The sequence below is a fragment of the Ruegeria sp. HKCCA6707 genome (genome assembly GCF_013033515.1).
GTDB lineage: Bacteria > Pseudomonadota > Alphaproteobacteria > Rhodobacterales > Rhodobacteraceae > Ruegeria.
Window position 1 is genome coordinate 54,476 of sequence record NZ_WQEG01000003.1, and the last position, 18,653, is coordinate 73,128.

Below are 18,653 nucleotides of genomic sequence, written 5' to 3' on the forward strand. Positions count from 1 at the left end.
CTCCGTCAAACCTGCGGTCGCATTGCGCCGTTTGCCAGGTGGTGAAAAAACTGAAATCCCCCTCTGGACGGCGTGAAAACAGGTTGCTATACGGCGCGAACCGTTCCGGCGTAGCTCAGCGGTAGAGCAGTTGACTGTTAATCAATTGGTCGTAGGTTCGATCCCTACCGCCGGAGCCAATTTCCTTAGTTTCACGACCCCAAAAAGGCATCTTTGAAGTCGTCGCGCAGGTTGCGTTTGAGGACCTTGCCGGTTGCGTTCAGGGGCAACGCATCCACAAAGACCACTTTGTCGGGCACCTGCCATTTGGCGATCTTGCCGTCAAAAAAGCCGAGCAATTCCTGTTCGGACGGGTCCTCACCGTCGGCCTTCACGGCCACCAGCAACGGGCGCTCATCCCATTTCGGATGGGGCACGCCGACCACAGCAGCAGTGGCCAGTTTCGGGTGCGCGACAGCGATGTTTTCCAATTCGACCGAGCTGATCCATTCTCCCCCCGATTTGATGATGTCCTTCGACCGGTCGCGGATCGTCATATAGCCATCTGGGTCAAGCGTCGCCACATCACCGGTGGCAAACCAGCCGTCCTGCAGCAGATCCTGATCCTGCATCAGGAAATAGCTGTCCAGAACCCAATGCCCGCGCACCATCAGATCGCCTTGGGTTTCGCCATCATGCGGCAGATCATTGCCATCATCATCGACGATTTTCAGCTCAACCCCGAACGGTGGGCGACCCTGGTTTTCCCGCAGTCGGTGCTGCTCGTCCAAAGGCAGGTTGAGGTGTTTGGCCAGAGGCGTATTGGCGCTGCCCAATGGGCTCATTTCGCTCATGCCCCAGGCGTGGACGGTATCGACCCCATAGGTCTCTCGGAAGGTTTCGATCATTGATGGCGGGCATGCAGCGCCACCGATCACGGTGCTTTGCAAGCTTTCGAGCTTCGAGCCCGACTTGGCCGCCGAGGCCAGAAGGCCCTGCCAGATCGTCGGCACCCCCATGGCCAGCGTCACACCATAAGTGTCGATCAGGTTGACCAGCGCATCACCTTGCAGCCCCGGCCCCGGCAGCACCATGCGCGAGCCCGACATGGCGCAGGCATAGGGCGACCCCCAGGCATTGACGTGGAACATCGGCACAACGGGCATGACCACGTCGCGGGCGGAATAACCGATCACATCCTTGGTATTCGACGCGAAACTGTGCAGCACCGTTGATCGATGCGAATAGAGCACGCCCTTGGGGTTCCCGGTCGTGCCCGAGGTGTAACAGAGGCTGGATGCGGTGTTTTCGTCAAAGCTGGGCCATTGGAAATCATCGCTGCCCGTCTCGATTAACTCGTCATAGAACTTGACGTCCTTGACCTGCGCGGTGGCCTCTTCGCTGCGCGGCCCCATCAGAACAAAGTGCCGAACCTCGGTCAGATGCTCTTGCAACGCGGCGACAAGCGGCAGGAAGGTTGCGTCAAAGAACAGCACCCGATCCTGAGCGTGGTTGATGATATAGGTCAGCTGCTCGGGGAACAGGCGCGGATTGACCGTGTGACAGACATAACCCGCCCCCGAGACCGCATAGTAGATTTCAAGATGACGCCGATTGTTCCAGGCCAGGGTTCCGATCCTGTCCTGTGGTTCCAGGCCCAACGCCCCAAGCGCCGAGGCCAAACGACGCGCGTTTCGCGCAATCTCGGCCCAGTTGGTTTGCGTCACGGTGCCATCGGTTTCGACCGAGATAATCTCGGTGCCCCCGTGATAGCGTTCGGCGTGATCGATCAGTGACGAAATCAGCAAAGGCTGCGTCATCATCTGTCCCAGCATGGACATCCTCCCATAGTCAGCGCCGCCAAAGAGCGGTCTTGCCTTGGCAGCCTGCCAAGGTTTCAATTGTCTGACAATAAAAGAATACGCCCTGCCCTAAAGGCAAGGCTTGACCGGTGCCTATTCTTGACGGTGGCGCAGCGCGTAATCGACCAAAGCCGCAGTCGAGCCGTCCTTGCCTTCGGTTCCAACCTCGCCATCGACAACCGGGCCAAGCGAGGTGGCCAACTCCTTGCCCAACTCGACGCCCCATTGATCAAAAGAGTTGATGCCCAACAGCACCCCTTCGACAAAGACACGGTGTTCATAAAGCGCAATGATCTGACCCAGCACAAACGGCGTGAGCTTGGGATAGATCAACGTGGTCGAAGGTCGGTTGCCCGGGAACACACGGTGGCGCGCCTGACGGTCTTGTTCAGCCCCCTCCAGCCCTTTGGCCGCCATAAGCGCGCGCGCCTCGTCCAAAGATCGACCGCGCATCAAAGCCTCGGACTGGGCCAGGCAATTGGCCAGCAGCAGCCGGTGGTGATGGGCCAGTTCGGGCTCGTGTCCCTCTGCGGCGACCATGAAGTCACAGGGGATCACATCGGTGCCCTGATGGATCAGCTGGTAGAAGGCGTGCTGCCCGTTTGTGCCCGGCTCTCCCCAGACCACAGGCCCCGAAGGCAGGGTCAACGCCGTGCCGTCCATAGCAACCGATTTGCCGTTCGATTCCATTTCCAGCTGCTGGAAATAGGCCGGAAGGCGCAGCAGGCGTTGGTCGTAAGGCAGAACCGCTCGGCTGGCATAGCCCAGAACCTGACGATGCCAGATGCCGACCAGCGCCAGCATCACCGGCATGTTCTCGTGCCATTCTGCGGCTTGGAAATGCAGGTCCATCGCCTGCCCACCGCGCAAGAACCCGTCAAACGCGTTTGAGCCTACGGCGATCATCACAGGCAGGCCCACAGGTCCCCAGACCGAATATCGCCCGCCCACCCAGTCGGCAAAGCCAAATACCCGGTCCGCAGGGATGCCAAAGCTTTCGGTCTTGTCCAGCGCACTGGACACGGCTGCAAATTGCCGGGACGGATCGCCACCACCTTCGGTCATCCACGCCCGCGCGGTGCGCGCGTTTGTCATAGTTTCGATCGTGGTAAAGGTTTTCGAGGCGACGATCACCAAGGTGGTTTTCGGATCCAGCGCGCGCAAAGTGTCAGCGATATGCGCTCCGTCCACGTTCGAGACGTAATGCACACGCGGGCCATCATGATAAGGGGCCAATGCATGTGTCGCCATTACCGGACCCAGATCAGAGCCGCCGATCCCGATATTGACCACATCGGTGAAACTGCCGCCGACGCCCTGTATCGCTCCGCCGCGCACCTCTTCGGCAAAGACGCGCATGCGGTGCAGCGTATCCAGAACCGCAGGCATGACATCCTGTCCGTCCACATGGACCGCACCGCCATCCAGATTGCGCAGGGCGGTGTGCAAGACCGCACGGCCTTCGGTTTCGTTGATCTTTTCACCGCCAAACATCGCCGCCCGGCGCCCGGCCAGATCTGCCGCATCACAGAGCTGGATCAGCGCGTCGCGGACCTCTGCGTCGATCAGCGTCTTGGAATAGTCAAACAGCAGATCCTGAGTCGAGGCCGCAAAACCTGAGGCACGGTCTTTGTCTGCTTTGAACAGATCGAGGATTGATGTTTCAGCGCGCGCGGCGGCCAGAGATTTGAGTGTGTCCAGTTGCATATCGCCTACTCCGCCCAATGGACTGTCATACCGCGTAGCACCGCCGAGATTGGGGCCTCTTCCGGTGGAAGTGTCATCGCGCGTTCCAGCGCCTCGCGTTTAGAGGCACCAAAGATCACCAGATGTTTCGACAAAGCCCCATCCAGAACCGGCCCGGTCAGAGTGATACGCGGCTCGGGTTGCGCATCGGTGCGGGCCACGGCCAGGGTTGGCGCGTGACTGTCCAGCGCGTCCAGCAATCCGGCCATGCCGGGAAACAGCGACGCGGTGTGCATATCTTTGCCCATGCCCAAGACCAGCACCGACAACGGCAGCACGGGCGCCAGCAGGGTCTCAACCTCGGCCAAAGCGGCCTCGGGTTCGCGCCCGGGCACGTAAAGCGGCACATATTGCGCCACTGACGCCCGGTTGGTCAGCAGCCGTTCACGGATCAGCTTTTCGTTCGAACGGGCGTCATCGCTGGGCACGCAGCGTTCGTCCGTGGGCAGAACACGCACCCTATCCCATTCCAGGTCAGCCGCGCAGAGACCATCAAAGATCGGCCCCGGCGTGGTGCCCCCCGGCACCGCAAGCGAGATCATGTCATGGTGCAAAAGCGCGGCTTCGATATCGCCGGCCAGCACATTGGCCACATCAATGGCCAGCATGTCACGGTCGGCATAGTCCTGAAAATTCATGGGTTTATTCCCTGCCAGTGGCGACCATCACGTTTCATCAGCAGCTCGGCGTCGCCGGGACCGGTGCTGCCACTGTCATAGGGTTTGGGCACGTCGCCACGCGCGTGCCAACCTGCGATAATCGGATCTGTCCAGGCCCAGGCGGCCTCAACCTCATCACCGCGCATAAAGAGCGTCTGGTTGCCGCGGATGACATCCATGATCAGACGCTCATATGCGCCGGGCGGGTTCTGGTTTTCCGGGCCCAATGCCTCGGCAAAGCTCATATCCAGCGGCACGTCGATCAGACGCATACCACCCTGCCCCGGTTCCTTGATCGTCACTTTCAGCGTGATCCCCTCATTGGGTTGCAGACGGATTGAGAGCATATTGGCATGCCGCCCCGCTGCTGCGCCAAAGATCGAATGCGGCGCGTCCTTGAACATCACGTTGATCACTGAAGACCGCGCCACCAATCGCTTGCCGGTGCGCAAATAAAAGGGTGTGCCCGCCCATCGCCAATTGCTGACATGCGCCCGCAGCGCAACATAGCTTTCGGTCGTGGATCGCGGGTTGCCCACCACCGCGCGGTACCCTGCGCCATCCTGGCCGCCCTCAAACTGCCCGCGCACGATGTGATGCGGCTCGACCGTATCCAGTGCCCGGATCACCTTGAGCTTTTCGTCGCGCACCGCATCGGGATCGAACTTGGCCGGAGGCTCCATGGCGATCAGACAGAGCAACTGCATCAGATGGTTCTGCACCATATCCCGCATTGCGCCCGCGCGCTCATAATAGTCCTCGCGCCCGTCGATCCCTACGGTTTCGGCCACTGTGATCTGGATGTGATCGACGTACTGGCTGTTCCAGAGCGGCTCGAACAACATATTGCCAAAGCGCACGGCCATCAGATTCTGAACGGTTTCTTTGCCCAGATAATGATCAATGCGATAGATCTGACTTTCGTGGAAATACCGCGCCAACGTCGCGTTCAAGGCTTGCGCGCTGGCCAGATCATGACCAAAGGGCTTTTCAACAACCACGCGGGTTTGAGCATTCGTCAATCCATGTGCCTTGATCCGCTCGGCCAAGGGGCCAAAAAGCGACGGACCGACCGAGAAATAAAAGGCCCGAATGCGATCCGCATGCAGCAAAGACGCGAGGTCGCCCCACCCCTGATCCTGGGTCGCATCTAGCGGAAGATAACGAACGCGCCGCAAAAACTCTGCAACAGACTGCGCATTGGACCGCGCGGTGGGGTCGTGCTCGTGCAACGCCGCCCGTACGACGTCTCGAAAACCTGCGTCATCCTGCACGCGCCGCGCCACGCCGATGATCTGCGTGCCTTCGGGCCATTGCCCGGCGCAAAAACGGCGGAACAGCGCAGGCAAGATCTTGCGCTGGGCCAAATCGCCCGTCGCGCCAAAAATCACCAGGTCGAACGGATCAACGGGGATTACACGAGAAACCATGACTTTCCCTTACCTTGCCCTCTGGTTCATGTCCAATGTTAGCGCAATCATGCTCGGTGTTTTCTCGCGCATCATCCCCCTGCCCTGATCGTCATCAAATCTCTGTCAGTTTCCGGCCCTACGGCTTTCCCTGCACATAAGAACAGCCTAGATCGATCGAAGAAATACAGGGAACCGGATGCCGGAATGAAAGACAGCGCCTCTCAGATCGCCAATATTGGCAAGTTCGAAGACAAATTGGTGACAGCTCTGGGAGAGACCCGCGCCTCGGTCAAACTCAGCAACCCGCAGACCTTGTGGTTCAACACGGGAACGCTGTGCAATATCGAATGCGTCAACTGCTATATCGAAAGCAGCCCCACCAATGACGCGCTGGTCTATATCACCGCTGAGGAAGTGCGCGACTATCTTGACCAGATCGAAGAGCGCGGCTGGCCCATCCGTGAGATCGGTTTTACCGGTGGTGAGCCGTTCATGAATCCCGATATGATCGAAATGACCCGCGCCGCGCTGGAGCGCGGATACGAGGTTTTGCTTCTCACCAATGCCATGGCCCCGATGATGCGCCGGAAAATGCGCGACGGGCTTTTGGATCTGCAGAAAGACCACAACGACAGGCTGACCTTGCGCGTGTCGGTCGATCATTTCCGCCCCGAACTGCATGATGAAGAGCGCGGAAGAGGCAGTTTCGACAAGACCCTGACCGGCATGCAATGGCTGCGCGATCATGGGTTCAACATGACCATCGCCGGGCGCACGCTTTGGGGCGACACTGACGCGGACAGCCGCCAGGGCTATGCGACGTTCTTTGCCGAACACGGGTTTGACATTGATCCCAATGATCCAGGCCAGACCGTGCTGTTTCCCGAAATGGACGAAAACATCGAAGTGCCCGAAATCACCACCGCCTGCTGGGGCATACTGGACAAATCACCCGACGCCGTCATGTGCGCCAGTGCCCGCATGGTGGTCAAACGCAAAGGGGCGGAGAAGCCTGCTGTTTTGGCCTGTACCTTGCTGCCCTATGCGCCCGAGTTTGAAATGGGTCACACACTGGCCGAGGCCGAGGCTGACGTGCATCTGAACCACCCCCACTGCGCCAAGTTTTGCGTCTTGGGCGGGGCCAGCTGTTCTGGCTGATCAGTTCAGCTCTGGTGATTTCCAGAACTTCGTGCCTGTCGCAGCGGCAGACACCCGCCAGCCTTTTTTGCCCAGCACAAAGAAAGAGCGGCCATCTGTGAAATGCACAGCCTCGCCGCTGCGTTCCTCTCCGTACATCGCTCCGGTCTCAGCCGTAGCGTCATAGCCATGCGCAATGAAGTTGTCCAAATCGGCTTGTGTTTCAAACAAGATCACGAACTTGGCTTCAAAGCCGCCGATCCCGACCGCAGCCCCGACGCCCCCGGTGCCCATATTCATATAGGTGTGTTGGCCGGTTTCTTTCGACACGGCCACACCACGCCCGTAGCCGCCTGACACCGGAAACACCGTTATCTTTCGTGAATCGAAAACGGCATAGCCTGCACTGACATCATACAGCGCACCTGCCTCGGGGTTTTCCACAAGCAATTGATCCAGAATGTCACTCGCCATCCCGTCCAATTTGACCCGCGTTTCCTCTGGTGTGGCCTCATTCGACAAAAGCTCTGTGGTGGAATCTATCGTGTTGTCCACGGCCGCTGCGCCTTTTTGCACAGTGGTTCCAACAACTTCCGCACCTTGACCAATGGCGTCGACCGTATTCTCGGCACCTTTCTTGATCTTGTCCAAAACGCCTTCAGCCATGAGGGGGGTGCCAATCAACAACCCGATGAAAGCGAAACTGATTGCTTTGGACATAAGAAAACTCCTCCGGGTTGCGCGGTGTTTTATTAACCGAGGCAGACGGGGCCGAAAACCCACCTATGAAGAAATGCACCAAAGAACCGAAAAGGCCGAACAAAAGCTTAACGTAACCAAATTCACTGATCACGCCCAAAATCAATGATATGAGTGCCAATGTCTTTGAGTTTTTGTGAGACGTGGCAATGAAATGGTTTTGGACGCTTTGCTTGCTGATCAGCGCCTGCCCGGTATGGGCGCAGGAACGGTTGGCTTTGGTCATCGGCAATAATGACTACGATTCGGTCATTGATCTGCAAAAGGCCGTTGCGGATGCCGAGGCCGTCTCGGCCAAACTGCAAACCCTGGGGTTTGAAACCATCGAAGGGCTCAATCTGGACCGGCGCGGCATGAACCAGCACATCGCCGATTTCACCGCCCGGCTCGATGCCGGGGATACGGCTTTTGTGTTCTTTGCGGGCCATGGTGTCGAAATCGACGGCGAGAATTACCTGCTGCCCACGGATATCTTGACCCCTTCCACGGGCGAAACAGACTTCGTCAAATCCGAGTCCATCGCGCTGTCAAATCTGTTGGACCGCGTGCGCGCGACCGGAGCGCGCACGTCTATCGCCATCATTGATGCCTGCCGGGACAACCCGTTTGAAACCCATGCCGGGCGATCCATCGGGCGGACGCGCGGGCTGGGTCGGATCAACGCGCCGCAGGGCATGTTTGTGATCTTTTCAGCCGGCGCCGGTCAGATGGCGCTGGACCGGCTCAGCGATGATGAGGCCGAGCCCAATTCCGTCTTCACCCGCGCGCTGTTGCCGCGTCTGTCCGAGCCCGGTTTGGAACTGCGCAGCATGGTCGCCGACTTGCGCCGCGACGTTCGCGATCTTTCGCGAACGGTTCAGCACACTCAAATTCCCGCTTATTATGATGAAATGCTTGGAGAGTTTTACTTCTCTCCCGCCGTCACGCAGGATCAGGCGGCCGAGGATTTGCCGGTACAGGCCATGCGCGCAGATCTTGAACTGGCGCGCTCGGTTGGAACGGTTTCAGCGTTGGATACATTTCTTGAGAAATATCATGAGCAATCTGAAAACTATACCTATGAGGTAGCTCTGCAATTGCGCGACGCCCTGGCGCTCAGCAACCCGCCTGCGCCTGAAGACGATCCGGCACCGCAACACGCCGTATCAGCGCCGACACCCGCTCCGCTGGTTCCGGATTCGCGTGAGGTGATGCGTGCCACGCAACAGGCGCTGAATGCCATAGGCTGCAATGTGGGCGTTGCCGACGGATTGGCAGGCCCGCGCACCAGACGCGCCTTTGCCGAATATCGCGATGTCAGCGGTTCGACCCTCGGCGCGGATGATCTGGGCACGCGTCATGCGTTGGAAGAAGTGCAAAGCGCCAGCGGGACAATCTGTCAGGTCTCGGCCCCCGCACCTGCGCCCACAACCGGGTTTTCGATGGCAGGCATGTGGCAGTTCAAAGCCACCTGCGCCCTTGTTCTGAACGTCACCGGTTCGGTGCGTTACACGTCGGCAGGTGGAAATAAATATTTCGGTCAATTGAAAGACTCGCTGGGCCAGACAGCCAATACCGAGATTTTTGTGAACGAACAGCAGATCTCGGGCACCGACTATTTCCCGGCCATTACCGTGAAATGGCGCGGGCGGCTTGCCGCAGATGGCCAGAGCTTTACCGCAAGCGGTTCGACCGGTTGTTCCGTCTATGCCTGGCGGGCCTAATTAACCCGAAACTCACCCACCATATTGCGCCATTCCCCGGGCGCGATCATCTTGCGATGGGTAAAGCGCACGGAGTGCAGCGGGCCTTCAATCTCGCGCTTCCAGAAATCTATGAATTCGAACAGTTTGGGGTGATCCGGCGCCAGATCGTAATCCTGCCAGATAAAGGTGTTCAACACGTGGATATAATCCGGCATGCGATAGAAGAATTCCGCCGTCGTCAGCCCATATCCTTTGAGCATCAGTTCTGTTTCGCTTTGCTCCATTCAGACCTCCGATTTTCTTGCAAGGTCTACTCAGAGTAACACCGAAACCCTCTAATACTTGGATAACAATATGTTACCACTAGGTTACCGGGGTTTTTGGCAACACTTTCTTTGCTTGCTTGCACCTTATGTGCCGGGTCTGATAAGGTGCATCCACAAGATATAGATCAAAAACAAGACACGGGCAGCTTACGTGAGCGATACGCCAGAAACACCTGAAAACATGGAAAAAAACCCGCCTGAGCGCCCCGCATACGACGGCCCGACGGTGTCCATCGAATCCGAGATGCGCACGTCCTATCTGGACTACGCCATGTCGGTCATCGTCAGTCGCGCGATCCCCGATCTGCGCGATGGATTGAAACCGGTGCACCGGCGCATCCTTTATGCGATGCACGAAACCGGCAATACCCATGACAAGGCCTACCGCAAATCGGCCCGCCCGGTGGGTGATGTGATGGGTAAATACCACCCGCATGGCGACAGCGCGATCTATGATGCGCTGGTGCGGATGGCGCAGGATTTCTCGATGTCACTGCCGCTCTTGGATGGTCAGGGCAACTTTGGTTCGATGGATGGCGATAACCCGGCGGCCATGCGCTATACCGAAGTGCGGATGGACAAGCCCGCCGCCGCCCTGCTGGCCGATATCGAAAAAGAGACGGTCGATTTTCAGGACAACTATGACGGCAAGGATCAGGAACCGACGGTCTTGCCCGCGCGTTTCCCGAACATGCTGGTCAATGGCGCCGGTGGTATCGCCGTGGGGATGGCCACTAACATTCCGCCGCACAATCTGGGCGAAGTGGTGGATGCCACGCTGGCGCTGATCGACGACCCGGATCTGACTTCGGAACAGCTGATCGAATACGTGCCCGGCCCCGATTTCCCGACCGGAGGCGTAATGCTGGGCCGGTCTGGTGCGCGCAAGGCCTATCTTGAGGGGCGCGGCAGCGTCATCATCCGCGCCAAAACCCGCGTGGAAGAGATCCGCAAGGATCGTTACGCGATCATCGTCGATGAGATCCCCTATCAGGTGAACAAGGCCTCGATGATCGAAAAGATCGCCGAAGCCGTGCGCGAGAAGCGCATCGAAGGCGTGAGCCACGTTCAGGACGAATCCGATCGCAACGGTGTGCGCGTGGTGGTCGAACTGAAACGCGATGCGACGCCCGAGGTGGTGCTGAACCAGCTCTATCGCTTTTCGCCGATGCAGACCTCGTTCGGTTGCAACATGCTGGCGTTGAACGGTGGACGGCCCGAACAGCTGACACTGCGCCGTTTCCTGACCTCGTTCATCGATTTCCGCGAAGACGTGGTCGCCCGCCGCACTGCCTATGACCTGCGCAAGGCGCGGGAACGCAGCCATATCCTGTGTGGTCTGGCCGTTGCCGTTTCAAACGTGGATGAGGTGGTTGCCACCATCCGCTCATCGGCGGACGCTGCCGAGGCGCGCGAAAAGCTGATGACCCGCCGCTGGCCTGCGGCCGAGATCGAAGGCTATCTGCGTCTGATCGACGACCCTTTGTCCAAGATGAACGACGATGGCACCTATAACCTGACCGAAGTGCAGGCCCGCGCCATACTCGAACTGCGCCTGCAACGCCTGACCCAGATCGGGGTCAAAGAGGTCACGGACGAGCTGGAAGAACTGGCCGGTAAGATCAAGGAATACCTGGATATTCTGTCCTCGCGCGAACGCATCATGTCGATCATCGCGGATGAGCTGCGCGACGTGCGTGAACAGTTCGCCGTGCCGCGCCGCACCGAGATCGTCGACTGGTCGGGCGACATGGAAGACGAGGACCTGATCGAGCGTGAGGATATGGTCGTTACCGTCACTTCGGGCGGCTATATCAAACGTACCCCGCTGGCCGATTTCCGCGCGCAGAAACGTGGCGGCAAGGGGCTGTCGGGGATGCAGACCAAGGAAGAGGACGTGGTCACCACCCTCTTTGTGGCCAACACACATACGCAGCTGCTGTTCTTCACCACCGAGGGCATGGTCTACAAGCTCAAGACCTGGCGCCTGCCGCAGTCCAGCCGCACCGGCAAGGGCAAGGCGATCGTCAATATCCTGCCGATTCCAACGGGTGTTTCCATCGCGGCGATCATGCCGGTGGATGTACCGGATGAGGAATGGGAGAACCTTCAGATCGTCTTTGCCACCAGCGCAGGCGACGCGCGCCGCAACCGGCTATCGGATTTCACCAATGTACGCCGTAACGGCAAGATCGCGATGAAGCTGCCCGAGGATGTGGAACTGGTGAACGCCCGCATCTGCTCGGAAGATGAAGATGTCATGCTGGTCACCAATTCGGGCCGCGCGATCCGCTTCCGCACCACCGATGTACGCGTCTTCAACTCGCGCGAATCCACCGGTGTGCGTGGCATTAAACTTACCAACGGTGACCGCGTGGTCTCGATGTCTGTTATCCGCCATTTCGAGGCAGACCCGGACGAACGCTCCGCCTACCTCAAGATGCGCCGCGCCGTGGCCGGTATTGCCGATGACGGCGAAAGCGATGAGGATGAAGCCGCACCGGGTTCAATAACGCAGGAGCGCTATGCCGAGATGTCGGCAGCCGAAAACCTGATCCTGACCATCACCTCGGGCGGCGCAGGCAAGCTCAGCTCTAGCCACGATTATCCGGTCCGCGGACGCGGCGGTATGGGTGTGGCGGCGATGGACAAAGCCATGCGTGGCGGCGAGCTTGTGGCTTCGTTCCCGGTCGAGATGGACGACCAGATCATGCTGGCCACCTCCAAGGGTCAATCGATCCGGGTTCCGGTCGACGGCATCTCGTTCCGCTCCCGCTCGGCTGGTGGAGTGAAAGTGTTCAACACCGGCAAGGGCGAGGAAGTCGTCAGTGTCGCCTGGATCGCCGATCAGGGCGACGAAGACGGCGAAGAGTAACTGGACGTCAAAAAGACCGGGTGAATTGAACCCGGTCTTTTCTGACCTAAGCTCAGATTTGTAGGCGAGCTGGTTTTGCTCAATGGCGCTGAATAAAGTTTCATAGTTGAGTGTTAGATTGATGCGTGTCTCGTTTGAAACACGCACGACGGATTTCTGCCAGACGGTCAATGACAGGTACGGATCCTCATTTTCTGGTTCGAAAGATTGGAGGTCAAATTGACGCGTATTCTTATGGTTTTTTTCATGGTCACCGTCCTGTTTGCCGGGCCATCCTCAGCCCATGAACGATTTGCATTGGTGATCGGAAACGCCGGATACACGAATGTCCCTGCGCTCGATAACCCTGTAAATGATGCGCGACTGATGAGCGACGAGCTTCAAGCCGCCGGATTCTCGGTCACCACACTGACAGATGTGGGTCGCGCAGACATGATGCAGGAGGTCGACGCTTTTGCCAGCAAGGTGCGTGCGGCGGGGTCCGAGGCGCTGGCCGTGTTTTACTTCGCCGGGCATGGTGTACGCAGCGATGGCTTTAACTATCTTCTTCCGCTGAACGTGAACATCCAGACTGAAGCCGACATTGCGGGTGAAGCCGTTCCTGCCGAGTGGATTTTGGATCGCATTCACACACCCAAAGCTGTCAGCGTGATGATCCTGGACGCCTGTCGCGACAATCCCTTTGGAAGCCAAGCCGACGTGTTTGGGGATGTAGGCGACGGGCTGGCGCGAATGACGGCCCGTACGAACAACCTGATCGCCTATGCCACGGGTCCCGGCGACGTCGCGTTGGATGGGACAGGAACAAACAGCCCATACACCGCAGCGATTGCCCGCGCCATCAGGACCACTGATCTGGGTTTGGAGCAGATGTTCGAACAAGTCCGCTCGGATGTGGTCAGCGAAACCGAAGGTCTGCAATCGCCTTGGGCGCGGTCGTCGTTGAATATCAGGATCGGGTTGAAGGATCCAAACGCGAGTTAACCGGGCGCAGCTTTGATCGCGACCCGGGCCTTACGAAAGATAATTGTTGAAAAAGGCGATTGTCCGTTTCCAGGCCAGATTGGCCGCAGTTTCGTCATATCGCGGTGTCGTGTCGTTGTGGAACCCGTGATTGACGTCTGGATAGAAATGAACGCTGAACTTTTTCTGATTGTCTTCCAGCGCCTTTGAATAGGCAGGCCAACCGGCATTGATCCGTTCATCCAGACCCGCGTAATGGATCATCAAAGGCGCCTCAATCGATGGCACATCTTCGGCGGCAGGTTGGCGCCCGTAGAAGGGAACAGAGGCGCCAAGGTCAGGATAAGCCACCGCCAACGCATTACAGACACCGCCGCCATAGCAGAAACCAACAGCGCCGACTTTGCCGGACGAAAGATCATGGTCCCGCAAAAACTCATATGCGGCAAAGAAATCCGCCATCAGTTTTTCCCGGTCCATCGAGCGTTGCATCTCACGCCCTTCTTCATCGGTGCCGGGATACCCTCCAAGCGGCGACAAACCATCCGGGCCAAAGGCCAGAAATCCAGCCTTGGCCGTGCGCCGAACCACGTCCTCGATATAGGGGTTGAGCCCCCGGTTTTCATGCACCACCAGCACCGCAGGCAACTTGCCTGTGGCATTTGCAGGCATCGCCATCAAACCGCTGGTTTCAGTGTGCCCATCGGGGCTGTCGAACGCGACCACCATGGTTTCGATATCGGGGTCGTCTGGTGCAACCTGCTGCGCCCATGCGTAATTGGGCTGTAGCTGGTCCAGGATCATGGCTCCGGTGACGCCCGCAGCCGCATATTTCCCGGCGCGCGAGATGAACTCGCGCTTCGACATCGTGCCGTGGACATATCCATCAAAGATCTCAAGTATCCGGGGATCGAAATCACTTGCTTTCTTGCGGGCGTTGCCAGTCATTCTTGCCTCCCAAGCAATGCTATCACTGCACCCACCCTAGCCTGTGATCGGCGATCCGGGAAATCAAAGATCGTAAAGCGCGCCGAATTTCGCCTCCAGATACGCCAGCAGCGGTTCTGGCCCCGGCTCTACCCCACTCGCGCGGGCGATGATCTCACGCGGGGCAAAAAGCCCGCCATGTTGCTGCACGTTTTCGCGCAGCCAGGTGGTGGCACCGCCGGTCTCACCCTGGGCTAGCTGCGCATCCAGATCGGGCACTGCCGCGCGCAGGGCCTGATAGAGGCATCCAGCATAGACATTGCCCAGCGAATAGGTCGGGAAATAGCCAAACAGGCCCACCGACCAATGCACGTCCTGCAAGCACCCGTTCGAGGGCTTGTCGACCGCATATCCGAAATCAGCCTTGAACCGGTCATTCCACGCAGATTCCAGATCGCTGACCTGCAGATCGCCGGCCATCAGGGCACGTTCCAGATCAAAGCGCAGCATGATGTGCAGGTTATATTGGACCTCATCCGCCTCGGTTCGGATATAGCCGTTATGCACCCGGTTGACGGTGGCATAAAACGCGTCGGCGTCGGCGATCCCGAAGTCGCCGAAGGCGTCTTTCATCTGCTCAAACAGCCACCCGGTAAAGGCGCGCGAGCGGCCAAGCTGGTTTTCGTAAATCCGGCTTTGGCTTTCATGAACCCCCATCGACACGCCGCTGCCCAGCGGTGTCAGAAGATAGGCCTTATCGACGCCTTGCTCGTAAGCGGCGTGGCCGACCTCGTGAATGGTGGAATAGAAACAGTTGAACGGGTCGGTCTCGCTGGTCCGCGTGGTGATACGCACATCCAGCCCGCTGCCCGAACTGAACGGGTGCACCGCCTTGTCGACCCGCCCGTTGTTGAGGTCATAGCCAAAGGTGGTGGCCAGTTTCTGCGACAACCGCATCTGGATCCGTTCATCAAACTGCCCCGACAGCGCAGCAGGTTCCGGCCTGTCCAGCACAGCGGCGCGCAACGCGACCAGACGCGGGCGCATCTGGTCGAAAATGGCAGCAATCTGCGCGCCGGTCGTATAGGGCTCGTAATCCTCGACCATCGCGTCATAGACGTTACCACCCTGCGCCAGCGCTTCGCCTTCCTGACGTTTCAGCGCGACAACCTCTTCCAGCACCGGTAGGAAGGCGGCCACATCCTCGTCGGCGCGGGCCTGCGCCCAGGTGCCTTGCGCGGCTGATGTCACACGGGCAATAGCGGTGGCCAGATCGGCAGGCACTTTGACAGCACGGTCATAGGCCCGGCGGATGTCACGAAGCTGCGCTTTGCCAACCGCGTCCTGCGGTGCCGCCTGGTCCAACCATTCGGCCACGCGCGGGTCCGAGCGGCGAGCGTGCAGAACAGCCTCAATCGCGGCCATTTCCTCGGCCCGTTGCGGCGCTGCGCCGCGTGGCATCATGGTTTCCTGATCCCAGCCCAACCGCCCGGCAATCTGGCCCAAAGCCGAGGTTTCCCGTTGAAACGCCATCAGGTCATCAAATGCAGTCATGAAATCAAGCTCCGCGCAGTGAGGTTGCAATGGGATAGGCCGTCAGGAACCGCGCCCGCAGAATCAGTGTCCACACGATAACGGCCATGAACTGGTGGAAAATCGCGATCTGCCAGGGGGCGGCATAGACCACTGTGACAATACCCACCACAACCTGAAGCGACAACGCCGCAAAGGCTGCGTTAAAGGCAAATCGGGTCTGTGGATGCGCGCTGGTGCCGCCCCGCCGCCAGACGACAAAGGCAAAGATCAGCAGCAGGTAGCCTACGCAACGGTGGATAAACTGCACCAGCCCCGGGCTTTCAAAGAAGTTCCGCCACAGCGGCTCAAGCATCGTCGCGTCGGGCGGCAACAGCTGACCGCCGATCAAAGGCCAATCGGTATAAGACCGCCCAGCGTCGATCCCTGCCACAAGCGCCCCAATGAGTATCTGCAAAAAGGTGAAATGCAGCAATCCGGTCGAAAGCGAGAAGAGCTTTGCCTCTTTTGCCCGCCGGGCCTGCATCAGATCACGCTCACTGCGGCCCAGTTCAAAGATATACCAGGCAAGGAACCCCAGAATGACAAAGGCCAGACCCAGATGAGTGGCCAGGCGATAACTGGCCACAGCCGTCATGCCTTCGCCCTGCGTGACGCCCGAGGCGACCATCCACCAGCCGACAGCGCCCTGGATGCCGCCCAGAACACCGGGGATCAGCAGCTTGCCCTTCCAGCCGGTTGGAATTCTGCGCAGCGCCAGAAAGCCAAAGAACCCAACAGCCCAGACCAGCCCGATCACACGGCCCAACTGGCGATGGCCCCATTCCCACCAATAGATGAACTTGAAATCGCTCAGCTCCATCCACTGGTTCTGGATACGCCACTGATCAATCTGCTTGTATTTGTCGAATTCAGCCTGCCAATCGGCCTCGGACAAAGGTGGGATCGCCCCCGTCACAGGTCGCCACTCGGTGATCGACAGGCCGCTATCGGTCAGACGGGTCAGCCCGCCCACGGCGATCATCACCACCACCAGCGCAAACAGGATCATCAACCAGACGCGGATCGCGCCCCGCGCGTCGCTGCGGCCCCTGTCGATCATGCCAGGCTGCACCGCCTGCTGTTTTTCTGTGTCCGAGACCTCTTCGAAGATGCTGCGCTTGCCGCTCATGCTGTCCTCATGTGGTGATTTCGTCGCAAGCTAGGGCCAAGGCGGGCCAAGGTCCAGCCTCAGCCCCGCTCCTTCCAGCGGACCATCTGCCGCATGATCCCGTGCAGCATCTGCACATCCGCGCGTGTCATCCGCATCCGCGACCAGAGATTGCGCAGATTGGTCTTCATACCATCGGCTTTTTCGGGCGGATAAAAGAACCCCGCCGCATCCAACCGGTCCTCATAATGTTCAACCAGCTTTTCAACCTCAATGCCCGTCGCCCAATCGCCCTTGCCCAGATCAGTGGCTTCGTGGGTGACCTCACCGGTTTGGCGCATCCATTCATACGCGGTCAGCAACACGCATTGACCCAGGTTCAGTGACGCATATTCCGGGTTTACCGGGACCGAGATGATGGCGTTGGCCTTGGCGATATCCTCGTTCTCGAGCCCCGCCCGCTCGGGCCCGAACAGAACAGCCACGTTTTCACCCGCAGCAACCTTCTGGGCCGCGATCTGCATCGCGCGTTCGGGGCTATAGACCGGCTTGGTCAAGCCACGCTGACGCGCCGTGGTGGCAAAGACAAAGGTGGTGTCTGACAATGATCCCGCCAGATCGTCAAACAGCTGCGCCTCATCCAGCAACCGTCCGGCACCGCTCGACATCGCCACCGCCTTGGGGTTCGGCCACCCGTCCCGAGGCGCCACGATCCGCATCCGGTCCAACCCGAAATTCCACATCGCCCGCGCGGCGGCCCCGATGTTTTCACCCATCTGCGGGCGTACAAGCACAAAAGACGGCTGGGAATTCTCGCTGGGCATAGTTTACTCCGAAAAACTCTGCCTGCTCTAATCGCGACGCCGGGCAAGGGCAAGCCACCCCTGCTTCTTCTGTTCCCAAATACCTCCGCCGGAGGCATAAAAGATTGCGTCCCACGTGCAATCCGCTAAACCGCCCGGAAGAAGTCAATGCCGAAGGATGCGCCATGGACAGCCCCGAGCAGCCGCAGATCTATCTGATCACACCGCCCACGATCGAATTGAGCCGCTTTCCCGACCAGTTGGCACGCGTTCTGGACGGGGCCGAGATCGCCTGTCTGCGCCTGGCGCTTGCAGGCCATGACGAGGATACCATCGCCCGCGCTGCGGATGCCTGCCGCGAAGTTGCCCACGCACGGGATGTAGCGATTGTGCTGTCAAACCACGTGTTGCTGGCACAACGGCTGGGATTGGACGGGGTGCATCTGGATGACGGGGCTCGCTCTGTCCGCGCCGCCCGCAAAGAGTTGGGCGCCGATGCCATCGTTGGCAGTTTCTGCGGGGCCTCCAGTCATGATGGCATGACCGCCGGTGAAAACGGTGCGGATTACGTGGCTTTTGGCCCGGTGGGCACCGCTTCACTTGGCAATGGGACCCGGGCCGAAAAGGACTTGTTTCAGTGGTGGTCGGAAATGATCGAAGTGCCGGTTGTGGCCGAAGCGGGCTTGACCCCTGAATTGATCGGCCAGCTTGCGCCCTGCACCGATTTCTTTGGCATCGGAGAGGAAATCTGGTCACAGGATGACCCATTGGCGGCATTGCAACAGCTTATCGCCGCAATGGGTTGATCGTGCGGCCCTTTCCGACTTGCACGGGCCT

Annotated in this window: 15 protein-coding genes and 1 tRNA gene; 6 read left to right on the forward strand and 10 right to left on the reverse strand. The window is 59.1% G+C overall.

Annotated elements, in window-relative coordinates; genetic code table 11:
• Positions 1 to 104 precede the first annotated feature (104 nt).
• A tRNA-Asn gene (locus GOW40_RS08755) sits at positions 105 to 179 on the forward strand.
• 12 nt (positions 180 to 191) lie between these two features.
• Here GOW40_RS08755 and GOW40_RS08760 read toward each other — a convergent pair.
• From GOW40_RS08760 to zwf, 4 genes are all read right to left on the reverse strand, one after another.
• The gene (locus GOW40_RS08760; RefSeq protein WP_171129711.1) at positions 192 to 1,814 is read right to left on the reverse strand and encodes a long-chain-fatty-acid--CoA ligase; all 1,623 of its coding nucleotides are present in this window, start codon (positions 1,812 to 1,814) and stop codon (positions 192 to 194) included.
• Between the two features lie 120 nt (positions 1,815 to 1,934).
• Entirely contained in the window at positions 1,935 to 3,548 is a 1,614-nt protein-coding gene (gene pgi / locus GOW40_RS08765; RefSeq protein ID WP_171099383.1) for a glucose-6-phosphate isomerase, read from the reverse strand.
• A 5-nt stretch (positions 3,549 to 3,553) separates the two neighbouring features.
• Positions 3,554 to 4,225 (reverse strand): 6-phosphogluconolactonase, encoded by a 672-nt coding sequence (gene pgl, locus GOW40_RS08770; RefSeq protein ID WP_171129713.1) that lies wholly within the window; start codon positions 4,223 to 4,225, stop codon positions 3,554 to 3,556.
• Complete coding sequence (gene zwf / locus GOW40_RS08775) at positions 4,222 to 5,676, reverse strand: glucose-6-phosphate dehydrogenase (protein ID WP_171136448.1); 1,455 nt, start codon at positions 5,674 to 5,676, stop codon at positions 4,222 to 4,224. The genes pgl and zwf overlap by 4 nt, the downstream gene beginning before the upstream one ends.
• Positions 5,677 to 5,862: 186 nt before the next feature.
• On the opposite strand from zwf, the gene GOW40_RS08780 reads away from it, so the two are divergent.
• The gene (locus tag GOW40_RS08780) at positions 5,863 to 6,816 is read left to right on the forward strand and encodes a radical SAM protein (protein WP_171129718.1); all 954 of its coding nucleotides are present in this window, start codon (positions 5,863 to 5,865) and stop codon (positions 6,814 to 6,816) included.
• On the opposite strand, the gene GOW40_RS08785 is transcribed toward GOW40_RS08780, so the two are convergent.
• On the reverse strand, positions 6,817 to 7,515 hold the full coding sequence (locus GOW40_RS08785) for a hypothetical protein (RefSeq protein ID WP_171129720.1): 699 nt from the start codon (positions 7,513 to 7,515) through the stop codon (positions 6,817 to 6,819).
• Between the two features lie 188 nt (positions 7,516 to 7,703).
• Between GOW40_RS08785 and GOW40_RS08790 the strand changes: the two genes are divergently transcribed.
• On the forward strand, positions 7,704 to 9,257 hold the full coding sequence (locus GOW40_RS08790; RefSeq protein ID WP_171129722.1) for a caspase family protein: 1,554 nt from the start codon (positions 7,704 to 7,706) through the stop codon (positions 9,255 to 9,257).
• Here the strand turns inward: GOW40_RS08790 and GOW40_RS08795 are convergent.
• Positions 9,254 to 9,523 (reverse strand): usg protein, encoded by a 270-nt coding sequence (locus GOW40_RS08795; protein ID WP_171099389.1) that lies wholly within the window; start codon positions 9,521 to 9,523, stop codon positions 9,254 to 9,256. The genes GOW40_RS08790 and GOW40_RS08795 overlap by 4 nt on opposite strands.
• Before the next feature lie 193 nt (positions 9,524 to 9,716).
• Between GOW40_RS08795 and gyrA the strand changes: the two genes are divergently transcribed.
• Complete coding sequence (gene gyrA / locus GOW40_RS08800; protein WP_171136446.1) at positions 9,717 to 12,440, forward strand: DNA gyrase subunit A; 2,724 nt, start codon at positions 9,717 to 9,719, stop codon at positions 12,438 to 12,440.
• A 219-nt stretch (positions 12,441 to 12,659) separates the two neighbouring features.
• Positions 12,660 to 13,424, forward strand: a complete 765-nt coding sequence (locus GOW40_RS08805; RefSeq protein ID WP_171099391.1) for a caspase family protein — start codon at positions 12,660 to 12,662, stop codon at positions 13,422 to 13,424.
• A gap of 30 nt (positions 13,425 to 13,454) precedes the next feature.
• Here GOW40_RS08805 and yghX read toward each other — a convergent pair whose 3' ends face one another.
• From yghX to GOW40_RS08825, 4 genes are all read right to left on the reverse strand, one after another.
• Positions 13,455 to 14,351, reverse strand: a complete 897-nt coding sequence (gene yghX / locus GOW40_RS08810) for a YghX family hydrolase (RefSeq protein WP_171099392.1) — start codon at positions 14,349 to 14,351, stop codon at positions 13,455 to 13,457.
• 63 nt (positions 14,352 to 14,414) lie between these two features.
• Positions 14,415 to 15,884, reverse strand: a complete 1,470-nt coding sequence (locus GOW40_RS08815; protein ID WP_171129726.1) for a carboxypeptidase M32 — start codon at positions 15,882 to 15,884, stop codon at positions 14,415 to 14,417.
• Between the two features lie 4 nt (positions 15,885 to 15,888).
• Positions 15,889 to 17,034, reverse strand: a complete 1,146-nt coding sequence (ctaA, locus tag GOW40_RS08820) for a heme A synthase (protein ID WP_171129728.1) — start codon at positions 17,032 to 17,034, stop codon at positions 15,889 to 15,891.
• Between the two features lie 59 nt (positions 17,035 to 17,093).
• Complete coding sequence (locus GOW40_RS08825) at positions 17,094 to 17,837, reverse strand: RNA methyltransferase (RefSeq protein ID WP_171129730.1); 744 nt, start codon at positions 17,835 to 17,837, stop codon at positions 17,094 to 17,096.
• 164 nt (positions 17,838 to 18,001) lie between these two features.
• On the opposite strand from GOW40_RS08825, the gene GOW40_RS08830 reads away from it, so the two are divergent.
• Entirely contained in the window at positions 18,002 to 18,622 is a 621-nt protein-coding gene (locus GOW40_RS08830) for a thiamine phosphate synthase (protein WP_171129732.1), read from the forward strand.
• The last annotated feature ends 31 nt before the right edge of the window (positions 18,623 to 18,653 follow it).